Below are 21,420 nucleotides of genomic sequence, written 5' to 3' on the forward strand. Positions count from 1 at the left end.
CCGGGTTGATTTGCTCACAGTGCGACAACGATCGCGGATCGCACCCGGCATGGCCCACCGGTGACAGACTGGAACGGTGACGTCGATCGACACCGCCACCGCGTCCGCCCGGGTGCTGGATGCCGCAGCCTCCGGCGCACGGATCGGCCTGGACGACGCCGAGACCCTCCTGCATGCGGAGGGTCCGGACTTCGAGCGCCTGCTCGAGATCGCGGCATCCCTCCGCGACGAAGGACTCGCCGCCGCCGGCCGGCCGGGCGTCATCACCTACTCGCGCAAGGCGTTCCTGCCGTTGACGACGCTGTGCCGCGACCGCTGCCACTACTGCGTGTTCGTGGACACCCCCGGTCAGCTCGCGAAGCTGCACAAGCCGATGTACATGTCGGCCGAGCAGGTGCTCACTGTCGCGCGGCAGGCGCAGGCGCTCGGGTGCAAGGAGGCCCTGCTGACCCTCGGCGACCGGCCCGAAGACCGCTGGCCCGCCGCACGCACATGGCTCGACGAGCACGGCTATGCGTCGACGCTCGAGTACGTGGCGGCGATGGCGCGGCTGATCACGGCCGAGACCGGCATGCTCGCGCACGCGAACCCGGGAGTCATGAGCCGCGACGAGCTCGACGCGATGCGCCCCGTCGCGCCGTCGATGGGCATGATGCTCGAGACCACGTCGCGGCGGCTCTACGAAGAGCCCGGACAGGTGCACTACGGATCCCCCGACAAGGACCCCGATGTGCGCCTGCGGGTGATCGAGGATGCCGGGGCCGCCCGCATCCCGTTCACCACGGGCATCCTGGTCGGGATCTGCGAGACCGTGCACGACCGCGCCGAGTCGCTGGTCGCGATCCGCGCGGCGCACGAGCGGCACGGGCACGTGCAAGAGGTCATCGTGCAGAACTTCCGGGCCAAGCCGGGCACGGCGATGCGCGGCGCGCCCGACGCCGAGCTGCGCGAGTACCTCGCGACGATCGCCGTCGCCCGCATCGTGATGGGGCCGCGGATGCGCATCCAGGTGCCGCCGAACCTCACCGACGCGGCTGAGCTCGAGCTGCTCGTGCGCGCGGGCATCGACGACTGGGGTGGCGTCTCGCCGCTGACCGCCGACCACGTCAACCCCGAGCGCCCGTGGCCGCAGATCGACGACCTGGCCGCGCACACCGCGGCCGCCGGTTACCGGCTGGCCGAGCGCCTGACCGCTCACCCCGAGTACGTGCGGGATGCCGCGACCTGGATCGACCCCGCCCTGCATGACGCCGTCGCGGCCCTGGCCGACCCGGTGACGGGGCTCGCGGCGGATGCGCACCGGTCGGTTCAGAACTCAGCAGATCCGCACGCAATCCGCCCGCACGGGCCCGTGACGACGTTGAGCCTCACGGATCGGCGGAGTTCTGAACACCACAGGAGGGTCGAAGCGCTGGCGGCAGCTGCGGCATCCACCCCCCTCGCCCTCGACGACGGCGACTGGGAGCGTCTGCTGCGTGCGACCGGCCCCGACCTCGATGCGCTGGCGCAGACCGCCGACGACGTGCGACGGTACACGGTCGGCGAGGCCGTCAGCATCGTCGTGAACCGCAACCTCACCACGACCGGTTTCCGCACGGCCCCTGAGGACGACGCCGCGACCTTCACCCTCGACGACGTCGCGGCGATCGCGGCCGACGCGGCGGAGCTGGGCGCGACCGAGCTGTGCATCCAGGGACGGGTGCCGGATGCCGCGGACCCGGCCGTCTACCTCGACATCGTCCGGGCAGCAAGGGCCGCGGCCCCGGGCCTGCACCTCCACGCCTACCGCCCGCAGGACGTGCGCGACTTCGCCGAGCGCAGCGGGCTCTCGCTCGACGACGCGCTGCACGCGCTGCGCGACGCGGGCGTGAACACGGTGCCCGGCACCGGGGTGAAGGTGCTCTCCGAGCGGGTGCGGGCCTTCGTCGCCCCCGGCGACCTTGAGATCGACCGGTGGATCGAGGGCATCACCGCCGCGCACCGCGCTGGTTTCCGCTCCACGAGCGTGCTGTTCTACGGGCACGTCGAGACGGTGGCCGAGCGGATCGCCCACCTGCGCACGCTGCGGGCGATCCAGGACGAGACCGGCGGCTTCGCCGAGTTCGTGCCCATTCCCCTACCGAGCCCGGCGGGCGGCGTGCCGCTCGTCGACGGCCGCGCGCCGCTCGACGAGCATCGCGCCATGGTCGCCGTGTCACGGCTGCTGCTGAACGGATCGATCCGGCACATCCAGATCCCGTGGACGCGGGTCGGCCGCGAGGCGTCGAAGACGCTGCTGCAGTCGGGCGGCGACGACCTCGGCGGCACGCTCCTCGACGGGCGCGTGCGCCCGCAGGCGGGCATCGAGCACGGGCAGGAGCTGCCGCTGCCGGATGCCGCGGCCCTGGCATCCCACCTCTTCCGCCCCTTCCGGCAGCGCGCCACCGATTACTCGGAGGTGCGGCATGCGTGAGCCCCTCCCCGACCGCGTCGACGCCCTCATCGTCGGCGCCGGCTTCGCGGGCCTGGCCGCGGCCATGGCGCTGCGCGCGCAGGGCGTCGACGACCTCCTCGTCATCGAGCGGGGACCGGCCGTCGGCGGCACGTGGCGCGACAACACCTACCCGGGCGTGGCCTGCGACATCCCGAGTCACCTGTACGGCTTCGCGAACCATCCCAACCCGCAGTGGTCGGGGCTGTTCGCGCGCGGCGACGAGATCCGCGCGTACCTCGAGCGGGTCGCCGAGGCCGAGCACGTGGCGCCCCTGCTGAACACTCCGATGCTCGACGCGCGCTGGGACGACGGCGTGTGGCGCGTGCGCTGCGGCGGCGCGCATGCCGGCGAGGTCGCGGCATCCACTCTCCTGCTCGCCTGCGGGCGGCTGACCGAACCCAAGATCCCCGACGTGCCGGGTCTCGAGTCGTTCCCGGGTCCCATCTTCCACTCCGCGCGCTGGGATCACACCGCCGACCTGCGCGGCGCGCGCGTCGCCGTCATCGGCACCGGCGCGACCGCGGTGCAGCTCGCCCCCGAGCTGGCGAAGGTCGCCGAGGTCACGCTGTTCCAGCGAACGCCTGCGTGGATCGTGCCTCGCGACGACCACGCCTACTCCCCCGCCGAGCGCGCGGAGTTCGCGAGCGACCCGGCCGTGCTGACGCGGCTGCGCGCCGAGCTGTACGCCGAGGGTGAGGCCCGATTCGCCTCGCGGTCGGGCGATCGGGATGCCGCGGCCGCCGCCCAAGCCGTCGCCCTCACCCACCTCGCCGCCCAGGTGCCCGACCGCGCCCTGCGCCGCGCGCTGACCCCCGGCTATGCCTTCGGGTGCAAGCGCGTGCTGCTCTCCGACGCGTTCTACCCGGCGCTGGCCTCGGGCGCCGTGACGCTCGAGGCGTCGGCGCTGGCCGCCGTCGAGGGCTCGACCCTGATCGCCGCGAGCGGCACGCGCCACCCCGTCGACGCGGTCGTGCTCGCGACCGGGTTCGAGTCGACCGAGCAGCCCTACGCCGAGCTCGTGCGCGGCGAGCACGGCACGCTCGCCGCGCACTGGGACCGCGGCATGACCTCGTTCGGCTCGACCGTGGTCGCCGGGTTCCCGAACCTGTTCGTGCTCGACGGCCCCAACGCCTCGCTCGGCCACAACTCCTCGGTGCTCATGATCGAGGCGCAGGCCGACTACGCCGCCCGCACCCTCGCGCGCCACCCCGGGGTGCGTCGGGTCGACCCGGCGGCCGAAGACGCCTACACCGCCGAGATCGACGAGGCTGCAGCATCCACCCCCTGGATCTCCGGAGGATGCCGCAACTGGTACGTCGACGAGAGGTCGGGACGGCTGACCCTGCTGTGGCCCGGAACGGTCGATGCGTTCCGGGAGCGACTGGACACCGACGGGGGCGAGTTCCTGCCCGTGACGATCGAAAGAGGAGCGCGATGACGCTGCGATTCGGATACAAGGCCTCCAGCGAGCAGTTCGGGCCGAATGAGCTGCTGCGGTTCGGCGTGCTCGCCGAGGAGATGGGGTTCGACTCCGTCTTCCTCTCCGACCACTTCCAGCCGTGGATGCACGAGGGCGGGCACGCCCCGGCCACGCTCCCCTGGCTGGGCGCGCTCGGCGCGCAGACGCAGCGGGTGCTGATCGGCACCTCGGTGCTGACCCCGACGTTCCGCTACCACCCCGCCGTCATCGCGCAGGCGTTCGCGACGCTGGGCGTGATGTACCCCGAGCGGGTGATCCTGGGCGTGGGCACCGGCGAGGCGCTCAACGAGGTGACGCTCGGGCTCGAGTGGCCCGACGCGCCCGAGCGCTTCCAGCGGCTCAAGGAGTCGATCACGCTCATCCGCGAGCTGTGGCGCGGCGAGCGCGTCACGTTCGACGGCAACTTCTGGCACGTGCAGGATGCCACGATCTACGACCGTCCGGCGCACGAGGTGCCGATCTACATCGGCGCGTCGGGACCGGCCGCCACGCGGCTGGCGGGCCGCATCGCCGACGGGTACATCACCACCAGCGGCAAGGACCCCGCCCTGTACACCGACACGCTGCTGCCGGCGCTGCAGGACGGGCTGGCAAAGGCCGGGCGACAGGCGGACGACGTCGACACCCTCATGGAGGTCAAGGTCTCGTACCACCCCGACCACGAGACCGCGCTCGAGAAGACGCGCTTCTGGGCGCCGCTCGCGCTCACCCCCGAGGAGAAGCGCGACGTGCACGACCCGATCGAGATGCAGCGGCGTGCCGCCGAGCTGCCGATCGAGCGCGTGGCATCCCGGTTCATCGTCTCGACCGATCCCGATGAGCACGTCGAGGCCATCGGAAGGTACATCGACCTGGGCTTCCGGCACCTGGTGTTCCACGACCCGGGCTTCGACCAGGAGGAGTTCCTGCGCATGTACGGCGCCGAGATCCTGCCGCGGCTGCGCGCGAAGTACGACGCGTGAGCGGGGTGCGAGCGGCGGTACGGGCAGCGACCGGTTCAGAACTCCGCAATTCTGTGCGGCCGGGGGCCGAAATCGGCGCTTTCACGGAGCGATGTGCGCAGATCTGCTGAGTTCTGCACGGACTGGACCGTCGTCATCCCGGTCAAACCCGCCGCGCACGGCAAATCGCGGCTGACGGGAGCCGGCGACCGCGTGGCACTGGCCCGCGCGATAGCGCTCGACTCGATCGAGGCCGCCTGCGCGGTGTGCGCGGTGGTCGTCGTGACCGCCGACGCCGAGGTCGCCGTCGAGGCGCGGTTGCTCGGAGCGACCGTGGTCGACGAGACCGCGCCGGCGGGGCTGAACGCGGCGATCGCGGCGGGGGTGGATGCCACGGGCCCCGGTCACCGCGCGGCCATGCTCGGCGACCTGCCCGCGCTGCGTCCGGCCGATCTCGCCGACGCACTGCGGCGCGCCGCGGCGCTCGAGCGCACGGTGGTGGCCGATGCGGAGGGCACCGGCTCGACGCTCGTGACCGCGCGGGCCGGCGTGCCCTGGGCCGCCGCCTTCGGCGACGGGTCGTTGGCCCGGCACCTCGCCCTCGGTGCTGTCGCGCTGGATGCCGCCCCCTCGCTGCGCCGCGACGTCGACACGCCCGCGCAGCTGGAGGCCGCCGCACGCCTCGGGCTCGGCGCGCGCACCGCGACGCTGGTGACACCCCGCCGCGCCGCGGAGGCACCCTCCCCACGACAGAAGAAAGACGGCGCACGATGACCGACCGGATCACTTCGGCCACATCTGACGCCACCGCGGCGGTGCCCCTCTGATGTTCGGCCGCAAGGACAAGAAGGCGACCAACCTGCGACGCGCGGCACGCCCGCAGGCCGAGGCCGCCGGCTGGACATGGCGCGATGCCGCGCCGGCGCCCGCGCAGGAGATCTGCGAGGCCGTGCTGCGCCGGCACGGCACGCACCCGGTGTGGCCGACGGGGCTGAGCGACGTCGTCAATGGCGCGGTGGGCGGACGGCCGTTCACCGGCGGTCATCTCGTCGGCTACGCGTTCGGCACGACGCGGCAGGCGACGGCTTACGGCGATCGCGTCTCGGTCGAGGTCGTGTGGATGCCGCTGCCCGATTCCCTCCCCGAACTGCGGATCGTCGACACGCAGCTGCACGACGACGACGGCGTCCGGCTCCCGCCCCTCGCCGTTCCGGACGGTCTCAGCCCGCGCTGGTCGCTCGAGGGCTTCGTCGCCCCCTTCGCGGCCGAGCTGCTCACGCCCGCGTTCGTCGCGACGCTCGAGACGGCACCGCCGTCGTGCACCGTGGTCATCCGCGCCGGCGTGATCCTCTGCTACGGCGACCCGGTCGGCGACACCGCAAGCATCGCGACGCGGGCGAACCTGCTCGCGGCGCTGATCGCGTCCATCCCGCCCTCCTGTTGGGGCCGTGCCGATGCTCTCATCGCGGGCACCGGCGTCTCCCCCACCTCCGCGCGCGACGGGCGCGCGCTCGTTCTCGCGGAGCGGCTCGTCGAACGCGATTGGCGGGGTTCCGGTCTGGCGAAGATCACCTGGGAACAGACTCCCGAGGCGAAGCGGTCCGCGACGCTGCCGGCCCGCGACCAGGTCGAGGTCTGGACCATGCCCGCCGACGACGCCGCGGCACGGCCGCCGGGCATCGGAGGCGTGCACATCGACCTGAGCGGGCGGACCGACCTCGGCATCCCGACCGTCGCCTCGACGCTGGGGCCGGATCGGCCGCCGTCCGTCTGAAACCTGGGCCGCGTGCGGCGATCAGGCACCCAGCGCCGCGTGCGCCACGGCTTCACCCGTGGCGGCATCGTTCATCCAGAGCGGTGCGACGACCGGGTGGATGCCGCGGTCCGCGACCGCGGACGCCAGCTGCGCGTCCTCCTCGGCCATGACCCAGGCGTCGAGCAGGCCGCCGTCGGCACGAGCGCCGTAGTGCGCCGCCACGGCGTCGGAGCGTGTCTCCACGCCGATCGCGGTCAGGCACACGTCCGCCATGCCGCGGACGACCTTGCCGCCGATGATCCCCGAGACGCCGACGACGCGCGTCGCCGCGCGCACGGCGTCGCGGATGCCCGGCACCGCCAGGATCGGCCCGATCGACACGACGGGGTTCGACGGCGCCAGCAGAACGAGCTCGGCGTCGGCGATCGCCTCGAGCACGCCGGGCGCGGGCACCGCGGTCTCGATCCCGGGGTTCTCGAACGCACGCGGCGCGATCGTCGCACGGTGGCGGGTCCACCACTCCTGGAAGTGCATGGTCCCCTCGTCCGTCACGACGTGCGTGTCGACCTCGGCGTCGGTCATCGGCAGCATCCGCACGCCGATCGGCCAGCGTGCCGACAGCCGCTCGACCACCTGGGTGACCGACAGCCCGTCGCGCAGCCAGCCGGTGCGCGCCAGGTGGGTGCCCAGGTCGAGGTCGCCCAGGGTGAACCACGGCCACCCGGCGCCCCAGGCCTGCAGCTCGGCGTTCACGCGTTCGGTGTCGCCGGCCCGGCCCCAGCCGCGCACGGTGTCGTTCTGCCCGGCGAGCGCGTAGAGGACCGAGTCGATGTCGGGCTGCAGGCGCACGCCGGAGAGCCAGAGGTCGTCGCCGGTGTTGACGACCACGGTCGCTTCGGGGGCCTGGGCGCGCGCGAGCGCTGCGCGCACCCCGAGGGTGAACTTCGCGCCGCCGACACCGCCGGCGAGCACGACGACGCGAGGGGAGGATGCCACGTCCCCAGGCTATCGGGCCGCGGCACCCGGGCCGCGGCACCCCGACCCGCAGCATCCGCCCCCTCTCGCGGACGCCCGCCCGTGAACCCCTGGCTCCTGCGCAGTCCTCGCCTCGGGCGAGGGGATCTGCCGAGGCGAGGACTGAACACGCAGAAACGGCCCTCGCTTCGGCCATTCCCCTCGCCTCGGCCGAGGAGCGGACCACCGCGACAAGGACTGGGCTATCGGAGCACCCGGCGGCGCAGGGAACGGATCGTGCCGCAGGGCCGGCCGCGCAGACGGAGGGAGCGGATGCCGCGGCACCCGGGCCGGGCAGACCTACAGGTGGAACTCGTCCGACGCGTGCGGCAGCGGCAACTGCGAGACGGCGGTGATGAGGTCGTCGACCGTCTGCTTGCGCGCGACGATGTCGACGGTCAGGCCGACCTTGCGCGCATCCTTCGCGGTGCGCGGGCCGATCGCCGCGATCACGGTGTCGTCGGGGATGTGCTCGAACTGGTTCCGCACCTGCTCGGCGACCGAGCCGCTCGTGACGAGGATGGCGTTGATGCGCCCGTTGGCGACGTCGCGCGCGATGCGCTCGGTCACCGGCACGCCGACCGTGCGGTACGCGACGACCTGGCGCACGTCGTGCCCCGCGGCGATGAGCCGCTTGGTGAGCACCGGCTTGGCGATCTCGCTGCGCAGGGTCAGCACGCGCTTGGGCTCGGGCTCGAGCGCGATGAGCTCGTCGGCCATGCCGGCGGCGGAGTTGTCCTTCTCGGGCACGAGGTCGACCCGGTATCCGACCGCGGTCAGTGCGGCGGCCGTGGTCTCGCCGACCGCCGCGACCTTCGTCGTCGCGGGGATGACCGCACGGTAGGCGTACAGCACGTCCACCGTCGTGGCACTGGTCAGCGTGAGCCAGTCGAACGCCCCGTCGGCGAGAGCGGCCAGCGCCGACTCGAGCGTCGTGAGGTCTTCGGTCGGCGCGAAGTTGATGAGCGGTGCGACCACCGGCACCGCACCCTGCGAACGCAGCTTGGCGGCGACGCCGTCACCCCACGGGCCGCCGCGGGGCACGAGGACGCGCCATCCGTTGAGCGGTTTGTCGGCAGTGGTGCCGTGGAGTGTTTCGGCTGTGTTCATCTTCTGGTGTTCGGGGTCGGCTGAAGGTTCTACGACGTCGGCCGCCCCACGTTCGAGCAACCGACGGGCGACACCGCACCCGGTACGCAACCTGCGCGCTTCGGGTCCGCGCCGTCGGCAGCACTCGCACCATTGCCACTGCCTGACTTCCGAGCATACCCCGCGCTGTCAAAAGCAGCGTGTGAGGGGTGGATGCTGCGTCAGCGCCCCGGACGCGTGTACAGCGAGACGGCACCCCAGACGATGAGCCCGACGGCGGTGGCCACACCGATCACGGCGGCAGCGGCGAGCGCGGGGTTCTTCCGTGCGAACACGCGGGCCTTGGCGGTGCCGCGCTCGGTCGCGCGGGCCACCCGCTTGGGCACGTTGGCCTTCTCTTCGATGGCCGCCAGCGCCGCCTTCAGCTCGGCGCGGGCCTTGAGCACCGGGTCATCGACGTCGAGGTCGACGACCGTGCGCGGCAGGCTGCTCTCAGAACTCATCGGCGACATCCTTCACGATCTTCACGTCTTCGGCCACGGCCTTGCCGGGGTTCTCGCGCTGAGTGAGCTTGCGGAAGCGCAGGATGCCGAGCAGCGCGAACACCACGGCGATCACGAGCATGATCCCGAAGACCACGAGCGCCGACAGCCAGACCGGCCACCACGACGAGAGGCCCGCGATGAAGAACGCGCCGAGCGACGGGATCGCCCAGAACAGGAAGAAGAGGGCGACGACCATCCACCCGGCGCCGAACCCGGCATCCTTCGCCGCACGACGCACCCACGTCTTGGCCGCGTCGATCTCGGCGACGATCAGATTGCGGATCAGCTCGGGCAGCTCGCCGATCAGGGTGAGGAACCCGTCGTCGGCGCGATCACGGAAGCGCGGCATGGGTTCAGCTCCCGTCGCGGTCGCGGAGGGCGTCCTTGACCTCGTCCGCCGCCGTCTCGGCAGCGGCCGCGATGTCATCGGCCGAATCCTTGCCGGCCTTCACCGCGGCATCCAGTCGTTCACCCGCCGTGCCCCGCTCGGAGGCCGCCTTCACGACCTTGACCGTGCCGTTCCACAGTGCGTTGGGCAGCGCCATGGCCGCGGACTTGCCGAAGTCCTTGGCCTTGTCGACCTGCTTCTGCACCGGGGGGAGGTTCCAGACCTTCTGAGCCTGCTCCTTGATCTGCTCGTAGCGCTCACGGCCGGCGCGCGTCCCCAGGACGTACCCCGCGGCGAGTCCGATCACCAGCCCGACTTTGCCCCTCATCCGGTCTCCTCACCTCGTTGCCTCACCCCAGGGTAACGCTGTATGCCATTTCCGGCATCCACTCATGCAGACGCATCGTCGCCGCCGAACAGCGCCCTCCGGCGCAGCCGATCGGCGGTGGCCACGGCATCCGGAATCACCTGCGCCAGCCCGCTGCCGGCCAGCCACGCTCCCGTGGCGGCGAGCTGCGGCACGGCCTCGATCGCGCGGCGCGCACGTTCGGCCTCGGCGACGCGACCGCGTCGCGCGCGCGGGGGCGCGGGGACGAAGCGCTCGCGATGCGCCGCGCGCACCTTCCCCTCGTCGAGGGTGACGCCGAAGAGAGTGGATGCCTCGTCCCGCGCCAGCGCGAAGACATCGGCGTCGCTCAGCCCGGCGAGAGAAGCGGCGTCGAAGCTCAGCCGCACCACGTGGCGGCCGGCGCCCGCGCGGTGCGCGAGCCAGCCCCACTTCGCGGTCAGGTGCAGCGCGCTGCGCGCGCGATGCGTGCCGGGAACGGTCACAACCTCGGCGCCGCGCGGGCGGCCGTCCAGCTCGGGTGCGTCGACGACCAGGGCGACCGTCTCGACGGCGGCCGCGGCATCCCCCGCCGGTGACAGCTCCGGCGCGACGGGGGCGAGCAGCCGACGAGCGGCGACCTCGTCGCACGCGACGATGACGGCGTCGAACGTCTCGGGGCCGGGCGCCTCGTCACTCGCGTCGAGCTCGATGTCGGCGGTGACGACCGCCCACGCGCGGCCGGTGCGTTCGAGCGCGGTGACGGACGCGCCGGTGCGCACATCGGCGTCGAGCTGTTCGAGCCGCTGCGCCAGCGCGTCGACGAGCCGGCCGACGCCGCCGACGAGTCCGCGCACGTGCGGACCCTCGCTGCGCACGGTGGCCACGGCGCCCGACAGCGAACCGGTGCGGGTCAGCGCGGCGTTGAGTCCGGGTGCGGCGATGTCGACGTCGATGCGGTCGGGCGTCGTGCCGAACACTCCGGCGGTCAGCGGGGCGACGAGCCGGTCAAGCACCTTCTGCCCCATACGCGTGCGCACGAGCTTGGCGAGGTCCTGCTCATGCCCGATCGTCAGCGGCGGCCGCAGCCGGTCGGCGTACGCACGCCACGAGCCGCCGGTGCCGAGGATGCGCCGGCACGCATCCGAGAACATGTTCTCGGGAATGCCCAGCACCGCGTCGTCGGGCAGGGGCGCGGCATCCACCCCCGGTACACCCGCGACCCAGCGGGTCTCGGTGTCGGGCACGACCAGCGCATCGGAAAGCCCCAGATCGCGCAGCCGGTCGTCGAGCGCAGGCGTGACGCTGTCGACGCCCAGGTCGACGGGCAGCGAGTCGAGCTCGACCGTGTGCGCGGTGCCGCCGAGGGCATCGGCGGCCTCGAAGACGGTGACCTGCGTGCCGACCTTCGCACACTCGAGCGCCGCCACCAGGCCCGCGACACCTCCCCCGATCACCGCGATGCGGACGGCGGCTGCGTGCCCGGCGAGCTCGCCGAGCGGGACGGGTTCGTGATCTGCGGGGGCCACCCGCTCATTGTCCCATTCCCGATTCGGCGCCGCCTGGACGGGGCCGCGCCCGTGCTCAAGTCAGCTTTTACCAACACTTATATATCTAGCCGTTAGTAGAATGGACGCATGTCCACACCTCCCGTCGACACGCGGATCCCGATCGACGCGATCGCGCACGAGAGCTTCGACTGGCGTCCGCGCGTCCCCGAGATGTACTCGCGTGCGGAGGTGCTGCGTCAGACGGGTGCGTACGAGGCGGCGGTCACGGCGACGATCGCCGACTGGGAGCCGCGCATCTCCGGTGAGGACGCCGCTGACGTGGAGGACGCGACCCGGCAGCTGGTCGCGTTCGACCAGCACGCGCAGCGCACCCTCGGCACCGGGAGCCCGGCCCTCGGGCCGATGACCGCGATCCTGCTGCGCACCGAGTCGGCGTCGTCGTCGCAGATCGAGCACCTGACAGCGTCGGCGAAGCAGCTCGCCCTCGCCGAGATCGACGAGGGCGACAAGCAGAACGCACTCACCGTCATCGGCAACGTCCGTGCCATGGAGGCGGCTCTCGCACTTGCCGATGACATCAGCGAGACCGCGATCCTGTCGATGCACCGGGCGCTGCTGAGCCACCAGCCCGGTCTCGAGCACGAGGCAGGGAAGTACCGCCGCGAGCAGGTGTGGATCGGGACCGGGAACGCCGGTCCGCGCCTGGCGGAGTTCGTGGCACCGCATCATGACCGCATCCCCGGCGCGATCCAGGACCTCGTCGCCTTCGCGCGGCGCGAGGACGTGTCCGTGCTCGTGCAGGTCGCCGTCGCACATGCCCAATTCGAGACCATCCACCCGTTCGTCGATGGCAACGGCCGCACCGGCCGGGCGCTGGCGCAGTCCATCCTCCGCAGCAAGGGCCTTGTCGACTCCACCGCGGTGCCCATCTCCGCGGGGCTGCTCGTCGACGTCGACAACTACTTCGCCGCCCTCGGCGCCTTCCGTGACGGCGACGCCGGCCCCATCGTTCGCCAGTTCGCAATGGCGAGCCGGATCGCGGCGAAGAGCGGCGGCCGGCTCGTCGATGACCTGGCCAACGAGCTTGAGGACTCCCGCGCGAGGATGAAGGGCATCCGGGCGGATGCCGCAGCATGGAAGGTGCTGCCCGCGCTGGTCGGCCAACCCGCCGTGAACACGAAGTACCTCATGACCGCGCTCGGCCTCGGCGAGATGGCGGCGCTTCGCGCACTCGACGCACTCACCGAGCGAGAGGTCCTCGTGGAGACCACGGGTAACTCGCGCGGACGGGTCTGGCAGCATCGCGGCATCTTCGCGGTCCTCGATGCCTACGCGGCCGAGATCCGCCGGATGTCGATTCGGTGACCTGCGTGCGGTCATCGCCGAGCCGGCCAATGAGCCCCGGCGACGTGGGGAGTGGCCACGGCGTGGCCACCTCGCGAACGTGATCTTGGTGTTCTCACCCTCCTGAGTCACGACCTGCGCTGGTTCGCAGACCGCATGCCGCCGGAGACTACGGCAGCAATGCGCAATCTGACGCGGCAGCCGCCAAGCGAGCGTCGAGTGTGAGCAGCTGACACGGCACGGCTCGGGCAAGGACGACATACATCGCGTCGTAGGCGCTGATGTTGTGCCGCAGGGAGTACACGGAGGGAAGCAGAGACATCATCGGAATCTGCTCCACCCCAAGTGCCTCGAATTCAATGAACGCACGCAGAGCGTGCTCATCCGTGATCTGCCCACTGAGCGACCACCCACGGATCACTGACGCGACTTCAGCGGTGAGATGCTGAGGCGCGAGGAGTTCATGCCCGTCGAGTAACGCGGCGGCGCGACGACCGGCCTCGGTCCCGAACAGGATCTCGGCGACCGCGGATGCGTCGACGACGAGGGTCATCGATTCGGCCGCTGCTCCGCCAGCACCTGGGATGCCGGCTCGAGCGTGGCGACCGCGCGGCGCTCGATGCGTTCCAGCAGCTCGGCGCGGCTCGGGCGCGTGGCGATGCGATCGAGTTCGCGGAGCAGGAAGTCGCTCAGCGAACGTCCCTCCAGCGCAGCCTTCGCCTTGAGGGCCCGACTGGTCTCCTCCGAGACGTTACGCACCTGGATCGTGGTCATGCATCAAGCATACTTCACATGCTTATTGCATGCACTCCTTGCCGACACACGAGTGTCACACTGGACGCATGGCCCTTCACCTCACCGCCGACGACGCGGCCGACGATCTGCTCACGCGCAACCCGCTGGCCCTGATGATCGGGATGCTGCTCGACCAGCAGATCGCGATGGAGACGGCGTTCACGGGGCCGCTGAAGATCGAGCAGCGGGTGGGATCGGTGGATGCCGCGACCCTCGCCTCCTTCGACCCCGAAGAGCTCGTCGCGCTGTTCCGTCAGACTCCGGCCGTCCACCGGTACCCGGGATCGATGGCAGGCCGGGTGCAGGAGCTGTGCCGCGCCGTCGTCGACGACTGGGGCGGCGACGCGAGCGCCATCTGGACGCAGGGCGATCCCGACGGGGCGACGGTGCTCAAGCGGCTGAGGGCGCTGCCCGGCTACGGCGAGATGAAGGCGAAGATCTTCCTCGCGCTCCTCGGCAAGCAGTGCGGTTTCGACGGCGACGGCTGGCGCGCGGCATCCGCCCCCTACGGCGACGAGGGCACGCTGCGCAGCATCGCCGACATCACGAGCCCGGAGACCCTCGCTCGGGTGCGCGAGTTCAAGCGCGAGATGAAGGCCGCGGCACGCGCGGCGAAGCAGAAGTGACCAGCGGACGACGGGCGCGCGAATAGTCACGGCATCCCCCTCCCGCCCGGCCCCCGCCGTGCCCTAGCCTGGGCACAAGGAGGTCGAGGTCATGAGCGAGAAGATCGTGGTCGGGCTTTCCGCCGCACCCGTGTCGGAGCGGGTCGTCACCTGGGCGGAGCAGCACGCGAAGGCACTCGGACAGAGCGTCGAGCTCGTCACCGTCGTCGGCGGGGCGGTGGGCGCGGTCGGCGAAGACAGTCTGGCCCAGACCGCCGGCGACGCCGCACAGCAGATGCTCGACACGCACGCCGCACGACTGAAGGACGCAGGGGTGGATGTCACGACCCGCGTCGACCGCGGCAATCCGGTCGCGGTGCTGGTCGATGCATCGGAGGGCGCGACGCTGCTGGTGATCGGCAGTGACTCGAAGGGCCCGGGTTCGGGGTCGGTGCGCGGGGCGCACGGCATCCGCATCAGCGCCGCGGCGAAATGCCCGGTCGTGGTCGTGCCCGACTTCGACGTCTCGGGTCGCACCGGCGTGCTCGTCGGCACCGACGGGTCGGAGGTGTCGGCTGCGGCCGTGCGGTTTGCGGCGACCGAGGCCGTGCGCCTCGGCGAATCGCTGACGGCGCTCAGCGTCTGGACCCCGATGCCGATCCCCGGTCCGCTCAGCGGCTACCCGGAGCCCTACCTCGACGACATGCAGGGAGTGACCGCCGAGATCCTTCGCGGCGCACTCGCGGCCGTGCGCGAGGAATACCCCGAGCTCGAGATCGTCGAGCGCGTGGAGTGCGGGTATCCGTCGACAATCATCACCGAGCTCGCGCAGGACGCGCGCCTGGCCGTCGTCGGCAGCCACGGCCGCGGCGCGTTCGCCCGGCTGCTGCTCGGCTCGATCAGCCACGAGGTCTTGGCTCGGCTCGGGACCGTCACCGCGATCGTGCGTTGATCGGAGGGGATGCCGCGGGACCGGGACCGGGACCGGCGCCCGCGGGCGCGGGCCGCGGCCTGGTCGAGCGCCGCCGCCGGAGTCGAGCCCGCGGCAGGGTCTAGATTGCCGGTCGGGCACGGTCCTCACAACGTATTGAACTTCCCGCTCACACAGCAGTGTGGATGCAGAATCGCACGCCCCACCGCCCCGGCACGGAATCACGACCACTCCGCGAGTTCAGCCCGTGCCGCCGAGCCTGTGTGAACGGGAAGTTCAATACGGTATTCGAGCACATCCTGCCGGTGCGTCGCCGGGTACGTCTCGGACGCCGCCCTGTCCCGATGCGCCGCGCGCGGGTCAGCCCCGCGCCCGCAGCTCGCGCTTGAGCAGCTTGCCGCTCTGGTTGCGCGGCAGCTCGTCGATGAAATCGACACGCTTGGGCACCTTGAACGGCGCGAGCAGACCCTTCACATGGGCGATCAGCTCGTCCGGCGTGACCTCGACGCCATCGCGGCGCACGACGAACGCGGTGATCGCCTCGATCCAGCGCTCGTCGGGCATGCCCACCACCGCGACCTCGGCGACGGCATCGTGCGTGTAGAGAGCGTCTTCGACCTCGCGCGACGCGACCAGGATGCCGCCGGTGTTGATCACGTCCTTGATGCGATCGACGACCGTGATGAAGCCTTCGGCGTCGCGCGTAACGAGGTCGCCGGAGTGGAACCATCCGTCACGGAACGCCTCGGCCGACGCCTCCGGGTCGTTCCAGTACCCGTCGCACAGCTGCGGCGAGCGGTACAGCACCTCGCCGGGTTCGCCGTCGGGCACATCGTCGCCCGCGGCATCCACCACCCGCGCCTCCACGAAGAACACCGGACGTCCGCACGAGGCGGGTCGCTCTTCGTGCTCCTCGGGTCGCAGTACGGTCGCCAACGGCGCGACTTCGGACTGCCCGAAGCAGTTGTAGAACGCGAGGTCGGGGTAGCGCCCGCGCAGCCGCTGCAGCACCGTGACCGGCATGATGGATGCCCCGTACTGCGCCTTCGTCAGCGACGAGAGGTCGCGGGTCTCGAGGTCGGGGTGGTTCGCCAGCGGCACCCACACGGTGGGCGCGAGGAACAGCGACCCGATGCGCTCGGACTCGACCCGCTCGAGGATCTCGGGCACGACCGGTGCCCCCAGCAGGGTGACCGTCGCGCCGATCGACAGGTACGGCATCATGAACACGTGCATCGCGGCCGAGTGGTACAGCGGCATGCACACGAGCGGCTTGTCGTCGGCGGCGAGGTCGAGCGCGATGACGCACGAGACGTACTCGCTCACGAGCGCGCCGTGGCTCATCATGGCGCCCTTGGGCTTGGACGTCGTGCCCGACGTGAACAACAGCTGCACGAGCTCGGTGCCGTCGGTCTCGTCGACGAAGGCCGGAACAGGTCCGTCGGTCGCAGCCTCGAGCAGCGACCCGGGACCGCCGCGCAGCGGGACGACATCGTCGATGCCGAGTGCCGCGCAGACGGGGGCGGATGCCTCGGCCAGCGCCGGATCCACGAGCACCAGCCGCGCGCCCGCCGTCTCGAGCAGGTACTGCAGCTCGCCGCCGCGCAGCGCGTAGTTGATCGGCACATGCACGAGCCCCGCCCGCGCGCACGCGAGGAACGCGATCAGGTACGCGTCGGAGTTCGTGCCGTACGCGGCGATGCGATCGCCGGTCGCCGCACCCTTGACCTGCAGCCAGGCGGCCGTGCGCGAGACGGCATCGTCGAGCTCGCGGTAGGTCCAGGCCCGGTCCTCGAAGGTCAGGGCGGTGCGGTCGGGGGTACGTGCGGCGCTGCGGCGGAGGACGCCGTCGACGCTGTCGGCGCGGGGATTCATGCCTGAAGCCTAATGGCGCGGCCGAGGTGGGTCGCGCCGGGATCCGGGCCGCGGGCGGGGCGGGGTTCGGCGGTGCGGGATGCCGCGGTGTTCGGCGGTGCGGGATGCCGCGGGCCGCGGCATCCACCCCGCTCATGTTCGGCAGTCAGTTTCGGCAGGCCCCGCGCTCGGCCGGCTGCCGAAACTGACTGCCGAAACGGGCGCCCCCTGTTCAGCAGTCAACAGCTGCAACCATCGCGGATCGGACCCTGCCGAAAGTGACTGCCGAACGCCGGCTAACCGAGCCGTCGCACTTCACGAAGGCCCGCGTCCTCACCCCGCGCCGTCAAGCGAAGCGCGCGGCAAGCCATTCCGCGACGCCATCGGCGTCGTTTGCGCCGATCACGTGCGTCGCGAGCGCCCGCAGCTCGGGCACCGCGTTCGCGACCGCGCAGGTCTCGTCGGCGACCTCGAACAGGGGCCTGTCGTTGTGGTTGTCGCCGAAGGCGACGACACGCTCCGCGCCCAGCGAGCCCGCGAGGCGCCGCACGGCCTGCGCTTTGGTGCCACTGCCCGCATGGATCTCGAGCCAGTGCTCGTTCATGTATCCGTCGAGGGAGAGAAAGTGCGCACACTCGGCGAGCGCCCCGCCCAGCCCGTCGCGCAGCGCTTCGAGCCGCTCGCGCGTGCCGATCAGGGTGATGTAGAAGATGGATGCCGGGTCCACATCGTTCCACGCGCGCAGCGGCGCCAGCCGCGGGTCGCCCTCGCGGTGCGCGACGTACCAACGGACCCCGCTCGACACCGAGCCCTCATGCCAGCGCACCCGGTCGCGTCCGCCTTCCATCGCGTAGACGATGGGTTCGAGCCCCGCGTCGATCGCCGCGTCGAGGATCGCCGACACGACGACGCCCGGCATCCCTTCGACGTGCAGCGGCGCGCCGTCGTGCGGATCGGCGATCACCGTGCCGCCGTACGTGACGACCGGCAGGGCGAGGTCGAGCGCGGCGGTCGCGCGCCGCGACGAGAGGTACGACCGGGCCGTCGCGTAGGTGAACGGCACGCCGGCGGCGATGAGACCGTTGATGACGGAGACGGTGCGCGCGCTCAGCGTCGCGTCGCTGCGCAGCAGCGTGAAGTCGAGGTCGCTGACGTAGAGGGCGGCCGCGGCATCCACTCCCGGCTACGCGCCCTTCAGCCGCTCGGCCAGGTACTGCTCGATGCTCGCGAGCGGCACACGCTCCTGCGCCATGGTGTCGCGGTCGCGCACGGTCACCGCATCGTCGTCGAGCGAGTCGAAGTCGACCGTGACGCACAGCGGGGTGCCGATCTCGTCCTGCCGGCGGTAGCGGCGGCCGATGGCGCCGGCGTCGTCGAAGTCGGTGTTCCAGCCGTGGCCGCGCAGCGTGTCGGCCAGCTGACGAGCCAACGGCGAGAGCTTCTCGTTGCGCGAGAGCGGCAGCACCGCGACCTTGACCGGCGCGAGGCGCGGGTCGAGTCCCAGCACCGTGCGGGTGTCGGTGCCGCCCTTGGCGTTGGGGGCCTCTTCTTCGCGGTACGCGTCGACGAGGAACGCCATCATCGCGCGGGTGAGGCCGAACGACGGCTCGATCACGTACGGGATGTACTTCTGCCCCGACGCCTGATCGAAGTAGCTGAGCGACTGGCCCGACGCCTCGGTGTGGTTGGTGAGGTCGAAGTCGGTGCGGTTGGCGACGCCCATGAGCTCGCCCCACTCCTTGCCGGCGAACCCGAAGCGGTACTCGAGGTCGATGGTGCCGTCGGAGTAGTGGGCCCGGTCTTCCTCAGGCACGTCGAGGCGGCGCAGGTTGTCGGCATCCAGCCCCAGGTCGATGAACCAGTTCCAGCACTCCTCGACCCAGTGCTCGAACCACTCCTGTGCGTCGGCCGGCGGCACGAAGTACTCGATCTCCATCTGCTCGAACTCGCGGGTGCGGAAGATGAAGTTGCCGGGCGTGATCTCGTTGCGGAACGCCTTGCCGACCTGACCGACGCCGAACGGCGGCTTCTTGCGCGAGGCCTGCACGACGTTGGCGAAGTTGATGAAGATGCCCTGCGCGGTCTCGGGACGCAGGTAGTTCAGGCCCGACTCGTCTTCGACGACGCCGAGGTACGTCTTCATGAGGCCCGAGAACTCGCGCGGCTCGGTGTACTTGCCCTTCGTACCGCAGTTCGGGCACGGGATGTCGGCCAGGCCGTTCTCGGCCTTACGGCCCTTGCGCGCCTCGAAGTCTTCGATGAGCGTGTCGGCGCGGAAGCGCTTGTGGCACTGCAGGCACTCGACGAGCGGGTCGGTGAAGGTCGCGAGGTGACCCGAGGCCTCCCACACCCGCTTGGGCAGCACGACCGACGAGTCGAGGCCGACCATGTCGCCGCGGCCGCGCACGAACGTCTGCCACCACTGCCGGCGGATGTTCTCCTTCAGCTCGGTGCCGAGGGGACCGTAGTCCCATGCCGAACGCGAGCCGCCGTAGATCTCACCGGCCTGGAACACGAACCCGCGGTGACGGGCGAGGGCGATGACTTTGTCGAGACGGGAAGGCTCGGCCACGGTGGCTCCAATGGTCGCAAGGGGAGAAAGAAGAGAGGATGCCGCATGCAGCGGCATCCTCGATTCTATCGACGGGGGCTGAGAGCCCCGGTCGCCCTCACTTGATGAACGGGATGGACAGCGGGTAGGTGTAAAGCTGCCCCTGGTTGGCCTTCACCGCCGCGATGATCGAGAAGATGATGTTCACGATCGCGACGGCGAAGATGATCACGATTCCGATGATGATGAACGACGTGATGATGCCGACGATCAACGCGATGGCCATCGTGATCTGGAAGTTCAGCGCCGCCTTCGCGTGCGCGTTGATGAACGGTCCGCGGTCCTTGAGGACGAGGTAGCCGATCAGCGCGGGAATGAACTCGAAGAAGATGCCGCCGATGTGGATCAGCGTGGCCCACAGCTTCTCGTCGGCGGGGTTCAGCGGCTGCTGCGGTTGACCGTACGGGCCCTGCGGGGGCTGCTGGGGAGGCACCGGCGGTTGCTGCGGAGGAATCGGCGGAGTCGTCATGGCGCCTAATCTTAGGGTTTCCTGTACGGCGGCGCCAGGGTGGGTATGCGGTGCGAGCCCCACGATCGCCGAGACCGGGGGTTCCTGTCGAGACCAGGGACGACGGCATCGGTCTCGGCAGGAGTCCCCGATTTCGAGGTTGGTACCGCCGGGGTAAGACGCCGGCCTCAGCTCGCGCGGCGGCCGCTCGACTACTTCTTGCCGTCGATCACGAGCTCGGGTCGAATGACGCCGCTTCGGACGATCCGGCCGAGTTCCTCGACGTCCGCATTGAAGCCGCTCTGTCGACGGATCTCCTTGCGAACCGCGTCGAGCACAGCCGGCGTTCGGAGGATGTCAGCCAGCGCTTGCGGCGAGGTGGCCGCCTGCTTCTTCCACAACTCGCTGATCGTGTCGCGCTTGAGGGCAGATCGATGCAGGTGGAACAGCTTCTCGATCTTCTTCGCCGGCGCCTCCTCGCCCAGAAGGTCAACGTCGAGCGCGAGCGTCGTCGACACCTGCTGCCCCGCCACGACCGTGACGTGGTACGCCTGCCACGTCTGCCCGTTGGTGAGGATGATCCACTCGAGACCTTCCTTGACCGCGTATGTCTCGACTTGGCGGAGATGACGCGCGTTCAGTTGTTGCGCGGCACGCTTCACCTCGATGAACGCGACGAGCTGCTTGTCGATGCGGACGCCGTAGTCAGCAAACTCACCCCTGACGGCGTACTCGGTCGTCAGGTCCTCGTACTTGTCGTACCCCAGCGCAACGCACAGGAAATCGGTGACGAGCAGGCGGGTGTCGCCTTCATTCGCATCACGCTGGACGAGTTCCTGAAGCGGCTTCTGGAACTTACGAAGTGCCGAACGGATGTCATCCTTCGCGTCTGTTTCCCACTTCGGTCCGGCGGTCTTCTTGGCCGCAGCGACTGTTTCGCTCACTGATCTTCCTCACTCCATGTTGGGTATCGCGGCCGAGCGGACTCGGCCTCAACTTGCGTTTCGGGTACGGCTACCGGCATTGAAGTGCGCGAGGGTGAGCCCGTCGAGCAGTGAGCCCGGCTCGACATCGAGCGCGGTCGCGATTCGGATGAGGGTGTGGATGCTGGGGGTCGCACGCCCGCCCTCGTAGCTGCGGATGTTCGACGAGTCGATACCGGTGGCCGCCGCCAGCTGGTCCTGGGTCATCTTGCGGTGCCTTCGAGCCCCGATGATCTGGGCGCCGATGTGTTCGGCGGCAGCAGAGGCGACTCGGGGCACTCATCAAGGGTCTTTGCCACCGGTTCATCGCGCCAGGGTGCATGTCCC

Annotated in this window: 22 protein-coding genes; 8 read left to right on the forward strand and 14 right to left on the reverse strand. The window is 70.7% G+C overall.

Going from position 1 to position 21,420, the window contains the following annotated elements; genetic code table 11:
- The first annotated feature begins 76 nt into the window (after nucleotides 1–76).
- The 5 genes from cofG to ABMQ42_RS10260 all read left to right on the forward strand — a co-directional run bounded on the left by cofG (nucleotide 77) and on the right by ABMQ42_RS10260 (nucleotide 6,668).
- The gene (gene cofG, locus ABMQ42_RS10240) at nucleotides 77–2,452 is read left to right on the forward strand and encodes a 7,8-didemethyl-8-hydroxy-5-deazariboflavin synthase CofG (RefSeq protein WP_349722882.1); all 2,376 of its coding nucleotides are present in this window, start codon (nucleotides 77–79) and stop codon (nucleotides 2,450–2,452) included.
- Entirely contained in the window at nucleotides 2,445–3,911 is a 1,467-nt protein-coding gene (locus ABMQ42_RS10245; protein WP_349722883.1) for a flavin-containing monooxygenase, read from the forward strand. The genes cofG and ABMQ42_RS10245 overlap by 8 nt, the downstream gene beginning before the upstream one ends.
- Nucleotides 3,908–4,915, forward strand: coding sequence for a glucose-6-phosphate dehydrogenase (coenzyme-F420) (fgd, locus tag ABMQ42_RS10250; RefSeq protein ID WP_349722884.1), 1,008 nt, complete (start codon nucleotides 3,908–3,910; stop codon nucleotides 4,913–4,915). Before ABMQ42_RS10245 ends, fgd begins: the two co-directional genes overlap by 4 nt.
- 93 nt (nucleotides 4,916–5,008) lie before the next feature.
- On the forward strand, nucleotides 5,009–5,668 hold the full coding sequence (cofC, locus tag ABMQ42_RS10255; RefSeq protein ID WP_349722885.1) for a 2-phospho-L-lactate guanylyltransferase: 660 nt from the start codon (nucleotides 5,009–5,011) through the stop codon (nucleotides 5,666–5,668).
- Between the two features lie 52 nt (nucleotides 5,669–5,720).
- A complete protein-coding gene (locus ABMQ42_RS10260) occupies nucleotides 5,721–6,668 on the forward strand; it encodes a hypothetical protein (RefSeq protein WP_349722886.1) in 948 nt (315 codons plus the stop codon).
- A gap of 21 nt (nucleotides 6,669–6,689) precedes the next feature.
- Here ABMQ42_RS10260 and cofD read toward each other — a convergent pair whose 3' ends face one another.
- The 6 genes from cofD to ABMQ42_RS10290 form a co-directional block, all read right to left on the reverse strand.
- Nucleotides 6,690–7,646, reverse strand: a complete 957-nt coding sequence (gene cofD / locus ABMQ42_RS10265) for a 2-phospho-L-lactate transferase (protein WP_349722887.1) — start codon at nucleotides 7,644–7,646, stop codon at nucleotides 6,690–6,692.
- Between the two features lie 318 nt (nucleotides 7,647–7,964).
- Nucleotides 7,965–8,774, reverse strand: coding sequence for a uroporphyrinogen-III synthase (locus ABMQ42_RS10270; protein ID WP_349722888.1), 810 nt, complete (start codon nucleotides 8,772–8,774; stop codon nucleotides 7,965–7,967).
- 200 nt (nucleotides 8,775–8,974) lie between these two features.
- The gene (locus ABMQ42_RS10275) at nucleotides 8,975–9,256 is read right to left on the reverse strand and encodes a hypothetical protein (RefSeq protein ID WP_349722889.1); all 282 of its coding nucleotides are present in this window, start codon (nucleotides 9,254–9,256) and stop codon (nucleotides 8,975–8,977) included.
- Nucleotides 9,246–9,647 carry a phage holin family protein gene (locus tag ABMQ42_RS10280; protein WP_349722890.1) on the reverse strand — a complete coding sequence of 134 codons (402 nt, stop codon included), beginning with the start codon at nucleotides 9,645–9,647 and terminating at the stop codon, nucleotides 9,246–9,248. Before ABMQ42_RS10280 ends, ABMQ42_RS10275 begins: the two co-directional genes overlap by 11 nt.
- Before the next feature lie 4 nt (nucleotides 9,648–9,651).
- Complete coding sequence (locus tag ABMQ42_RS10285) at nucleotides 9,652–10,014, reverse strand: hypothetical protein (protein WP_349722891.1); 363 nt, start codon at nucleotides 10,012–10,014, stop codon at nucleotides 9,652–9,654.
- 62 nt (nucleotides 10,015–10,076) lie between these two features.
- The gene (locus ABMQ42_RS10290; RefSeq protein WP_349722892.1) at nucleotides 10,077–11,540 is read right to left on the reverse strand and encodes a protoporphyrinogen/coproporphyrinogen oxidase; all 1,464 of its coding nucleotides are present in this window, start codon (nucleotides 11,538–11,540) and stop codon (nucleotides 10,077–10,079) included.
- Nucleotides 11,541–11,648: 108 nt separating this feature from the next.
- Between ABMQ42_RS10290 and ABMQ42_RS10295 the strand changes: the two genes are divergently transcribed.
- On the forward strand, nucleotides 11,649–12,887 hold the full coding sequence (locus ABMQ42_RS10295; RefSeq protein ID WP_349722893.1) for a Fic family protein: 1,239 nt from the start codon (nucleotides 11,649–11,651) through the stop codon (nucleotides 12,885–12,887).
- A 148-nt stretch (nucleotides 12,888–13,035) separates the two neighbouring features.
- Here the strand turns inward: ABMQ42_RS10295 and ABMQ42_RS10300 are convergent, their stop codons facing one another.
- Nucleotides 13,036–13,419, reverse strand: coding sequence for a type II toxin-antitoxin system VapC family toxin (locus tag ABMQ42_RS10300; RefSeq protein ID WP_349722894.1), 384 nt, complete (start codon nucleotides 13,417–13,419; stop codon nucleotides 13,036–13,038).
- Nucleotides 13,416–13,640: a FitA-like ribbon-helix-helix domain-containing protein gene (locus tag ABMQ42_RS10305; protein ID WP_349722895.1), complete on the reverse strand. Its 225-nt coding sequence runs from the start codon at nucleotides 13,638–13,640 to the stop codon at nucleotides 13,416–13,418. Before ABMQ42_RS10305 ends, ABMQ42_RS10300 begins: the two co-directional genes overlap by 4 nt.
- 68 nt (nucleotides 13,641–13,708) lie before the next feature.
- On the opposite strand from ABMQ42_RS10305, the gene ABMQ42_RS10310 reads away from it, so the two are divergent.
- Together ABMQ42_RS10310 and ABMQ42_RS10315 are read left to right on the forward strand one after the other, a co-directional pair.
- Complete coding sequence (locus ABMQ42_RS10310) at nucleotides 13,709–14,287, forward strand: HhH-GPD-type base excision DNA repair protein (RefSeq protein WP_349722896.1); 579 nt, start codon at nucleotides 13,709–13,711, stop codon at nucleotides 14,285–14,287.
- 91 nt (nucleotides 14,288–14,378) lie between these two features.
- On the forward strand, nucleotides 14,379–15,218 hold the full coding sequence (locus ABMQ42_RS10315) for a universal stress protein (RefSeq protein ID WP_349722897.1): 840 nt from the start codon (nucleotides 14,379–14,381) through the stop codon (nucleotides 15,216–15,218).
- Between the two features lie 339 nt (nucleotides 15,219–15,557).
- Here the strand turns inward: ABMQ42_RS10315 and ABMQ42_RS10320 are convergent, their stop codons facing one another.
- From ABMQ42_RS10320 to ABMQ42_RS10345, 6 genes are all read right to left on the reverse strand, one after another.
- A complete protein-coding gene (locus ABMQ42_RS10320; RefSeq protein WP_349722898.1) occupies nucleotides 15,558–17,072 on the reverse strand; it encodes a fatty acyl-CoA synthetase in 1,515 nt (504 codons plus the stop codon).
- Nucleotides 17,073–17,397: 325 nt separating this feature from the next.
- Nucleotides 17,398–18,228, reverse strand: coding sequence for an HAD-IIB family hydrolase (locus tag ABMQ42_RS10325; protein WP_349722899.1), 831 nt, complete (start codon nucleotides 18,226–18,228; stop codon nucleotides 17,398–17,400).
- A gap of 6 nt (nucleotides 18,229–18,234) precedes the next feature.
- Entirely contained in the window at nucleotides 18,235–19,623 is a 1,389-nt protein-coding gene (locus ABMQ42_RS10330; RefSeq protein WP_349722900.1) for a glycine--tRNA ligase, read from the reverse strand.
- 97 nt (nucleotides 19,624–19,720) lie between these two features.
- Entirely contained in the window at nucleotides 19,721–20,131 is a 411-nt protein-coding gene (locus ABMQ42_RS10335) for a DUF4870 domain-containing protein (RefSeq protein ID WP_349722901.1), read from the reverse strand.
- Nucleotides 20,132–20,322: 191 nt separating this feature from the next.
- Nucleotides 20,323–21,054 carry a type I restriction enzyme HsdR N-terminal domain-containing protein gene (locus ABMQ42_RS10340; RefSeq protein ID WP_349722902.1) on the reverse strand — a complete coding sequence of 244 codons (732 nt, stop codon included), beginning with the start codon at nucleotides 21,052–21,054 and terminating at the stop codon, nucleotides 20,323–20,325.
- A gap of 48 nt (nucleotides 21,055–21,102) precedes the next feature.
- On the reverse strand, nucleotides 21,103–21,372 hold the full coding sequence (locus ABMQ42_RS10345) for a helix-turn-helix domain-containing protein (RefSeq protein ID WP_349722903.1): 270 nt from the start codon (nucleotides 21,370–21,372) through the stop codon (nucleotides 21,103–21,105).
- Nucleotides 21,373–21,420 lie beyond the last annotated feature (48 nt).

Origin of the sequence: Microbacterium sp. KR10-403 (genome assembly GCF_040196215.1) — a bacterium.
In the GTDB taxonomy this organism is placed as follows: Bacteria; Actinomycetota; Actinomycetes; order Actinomycetales; family Microbacteriaceae; genus Microbacterium.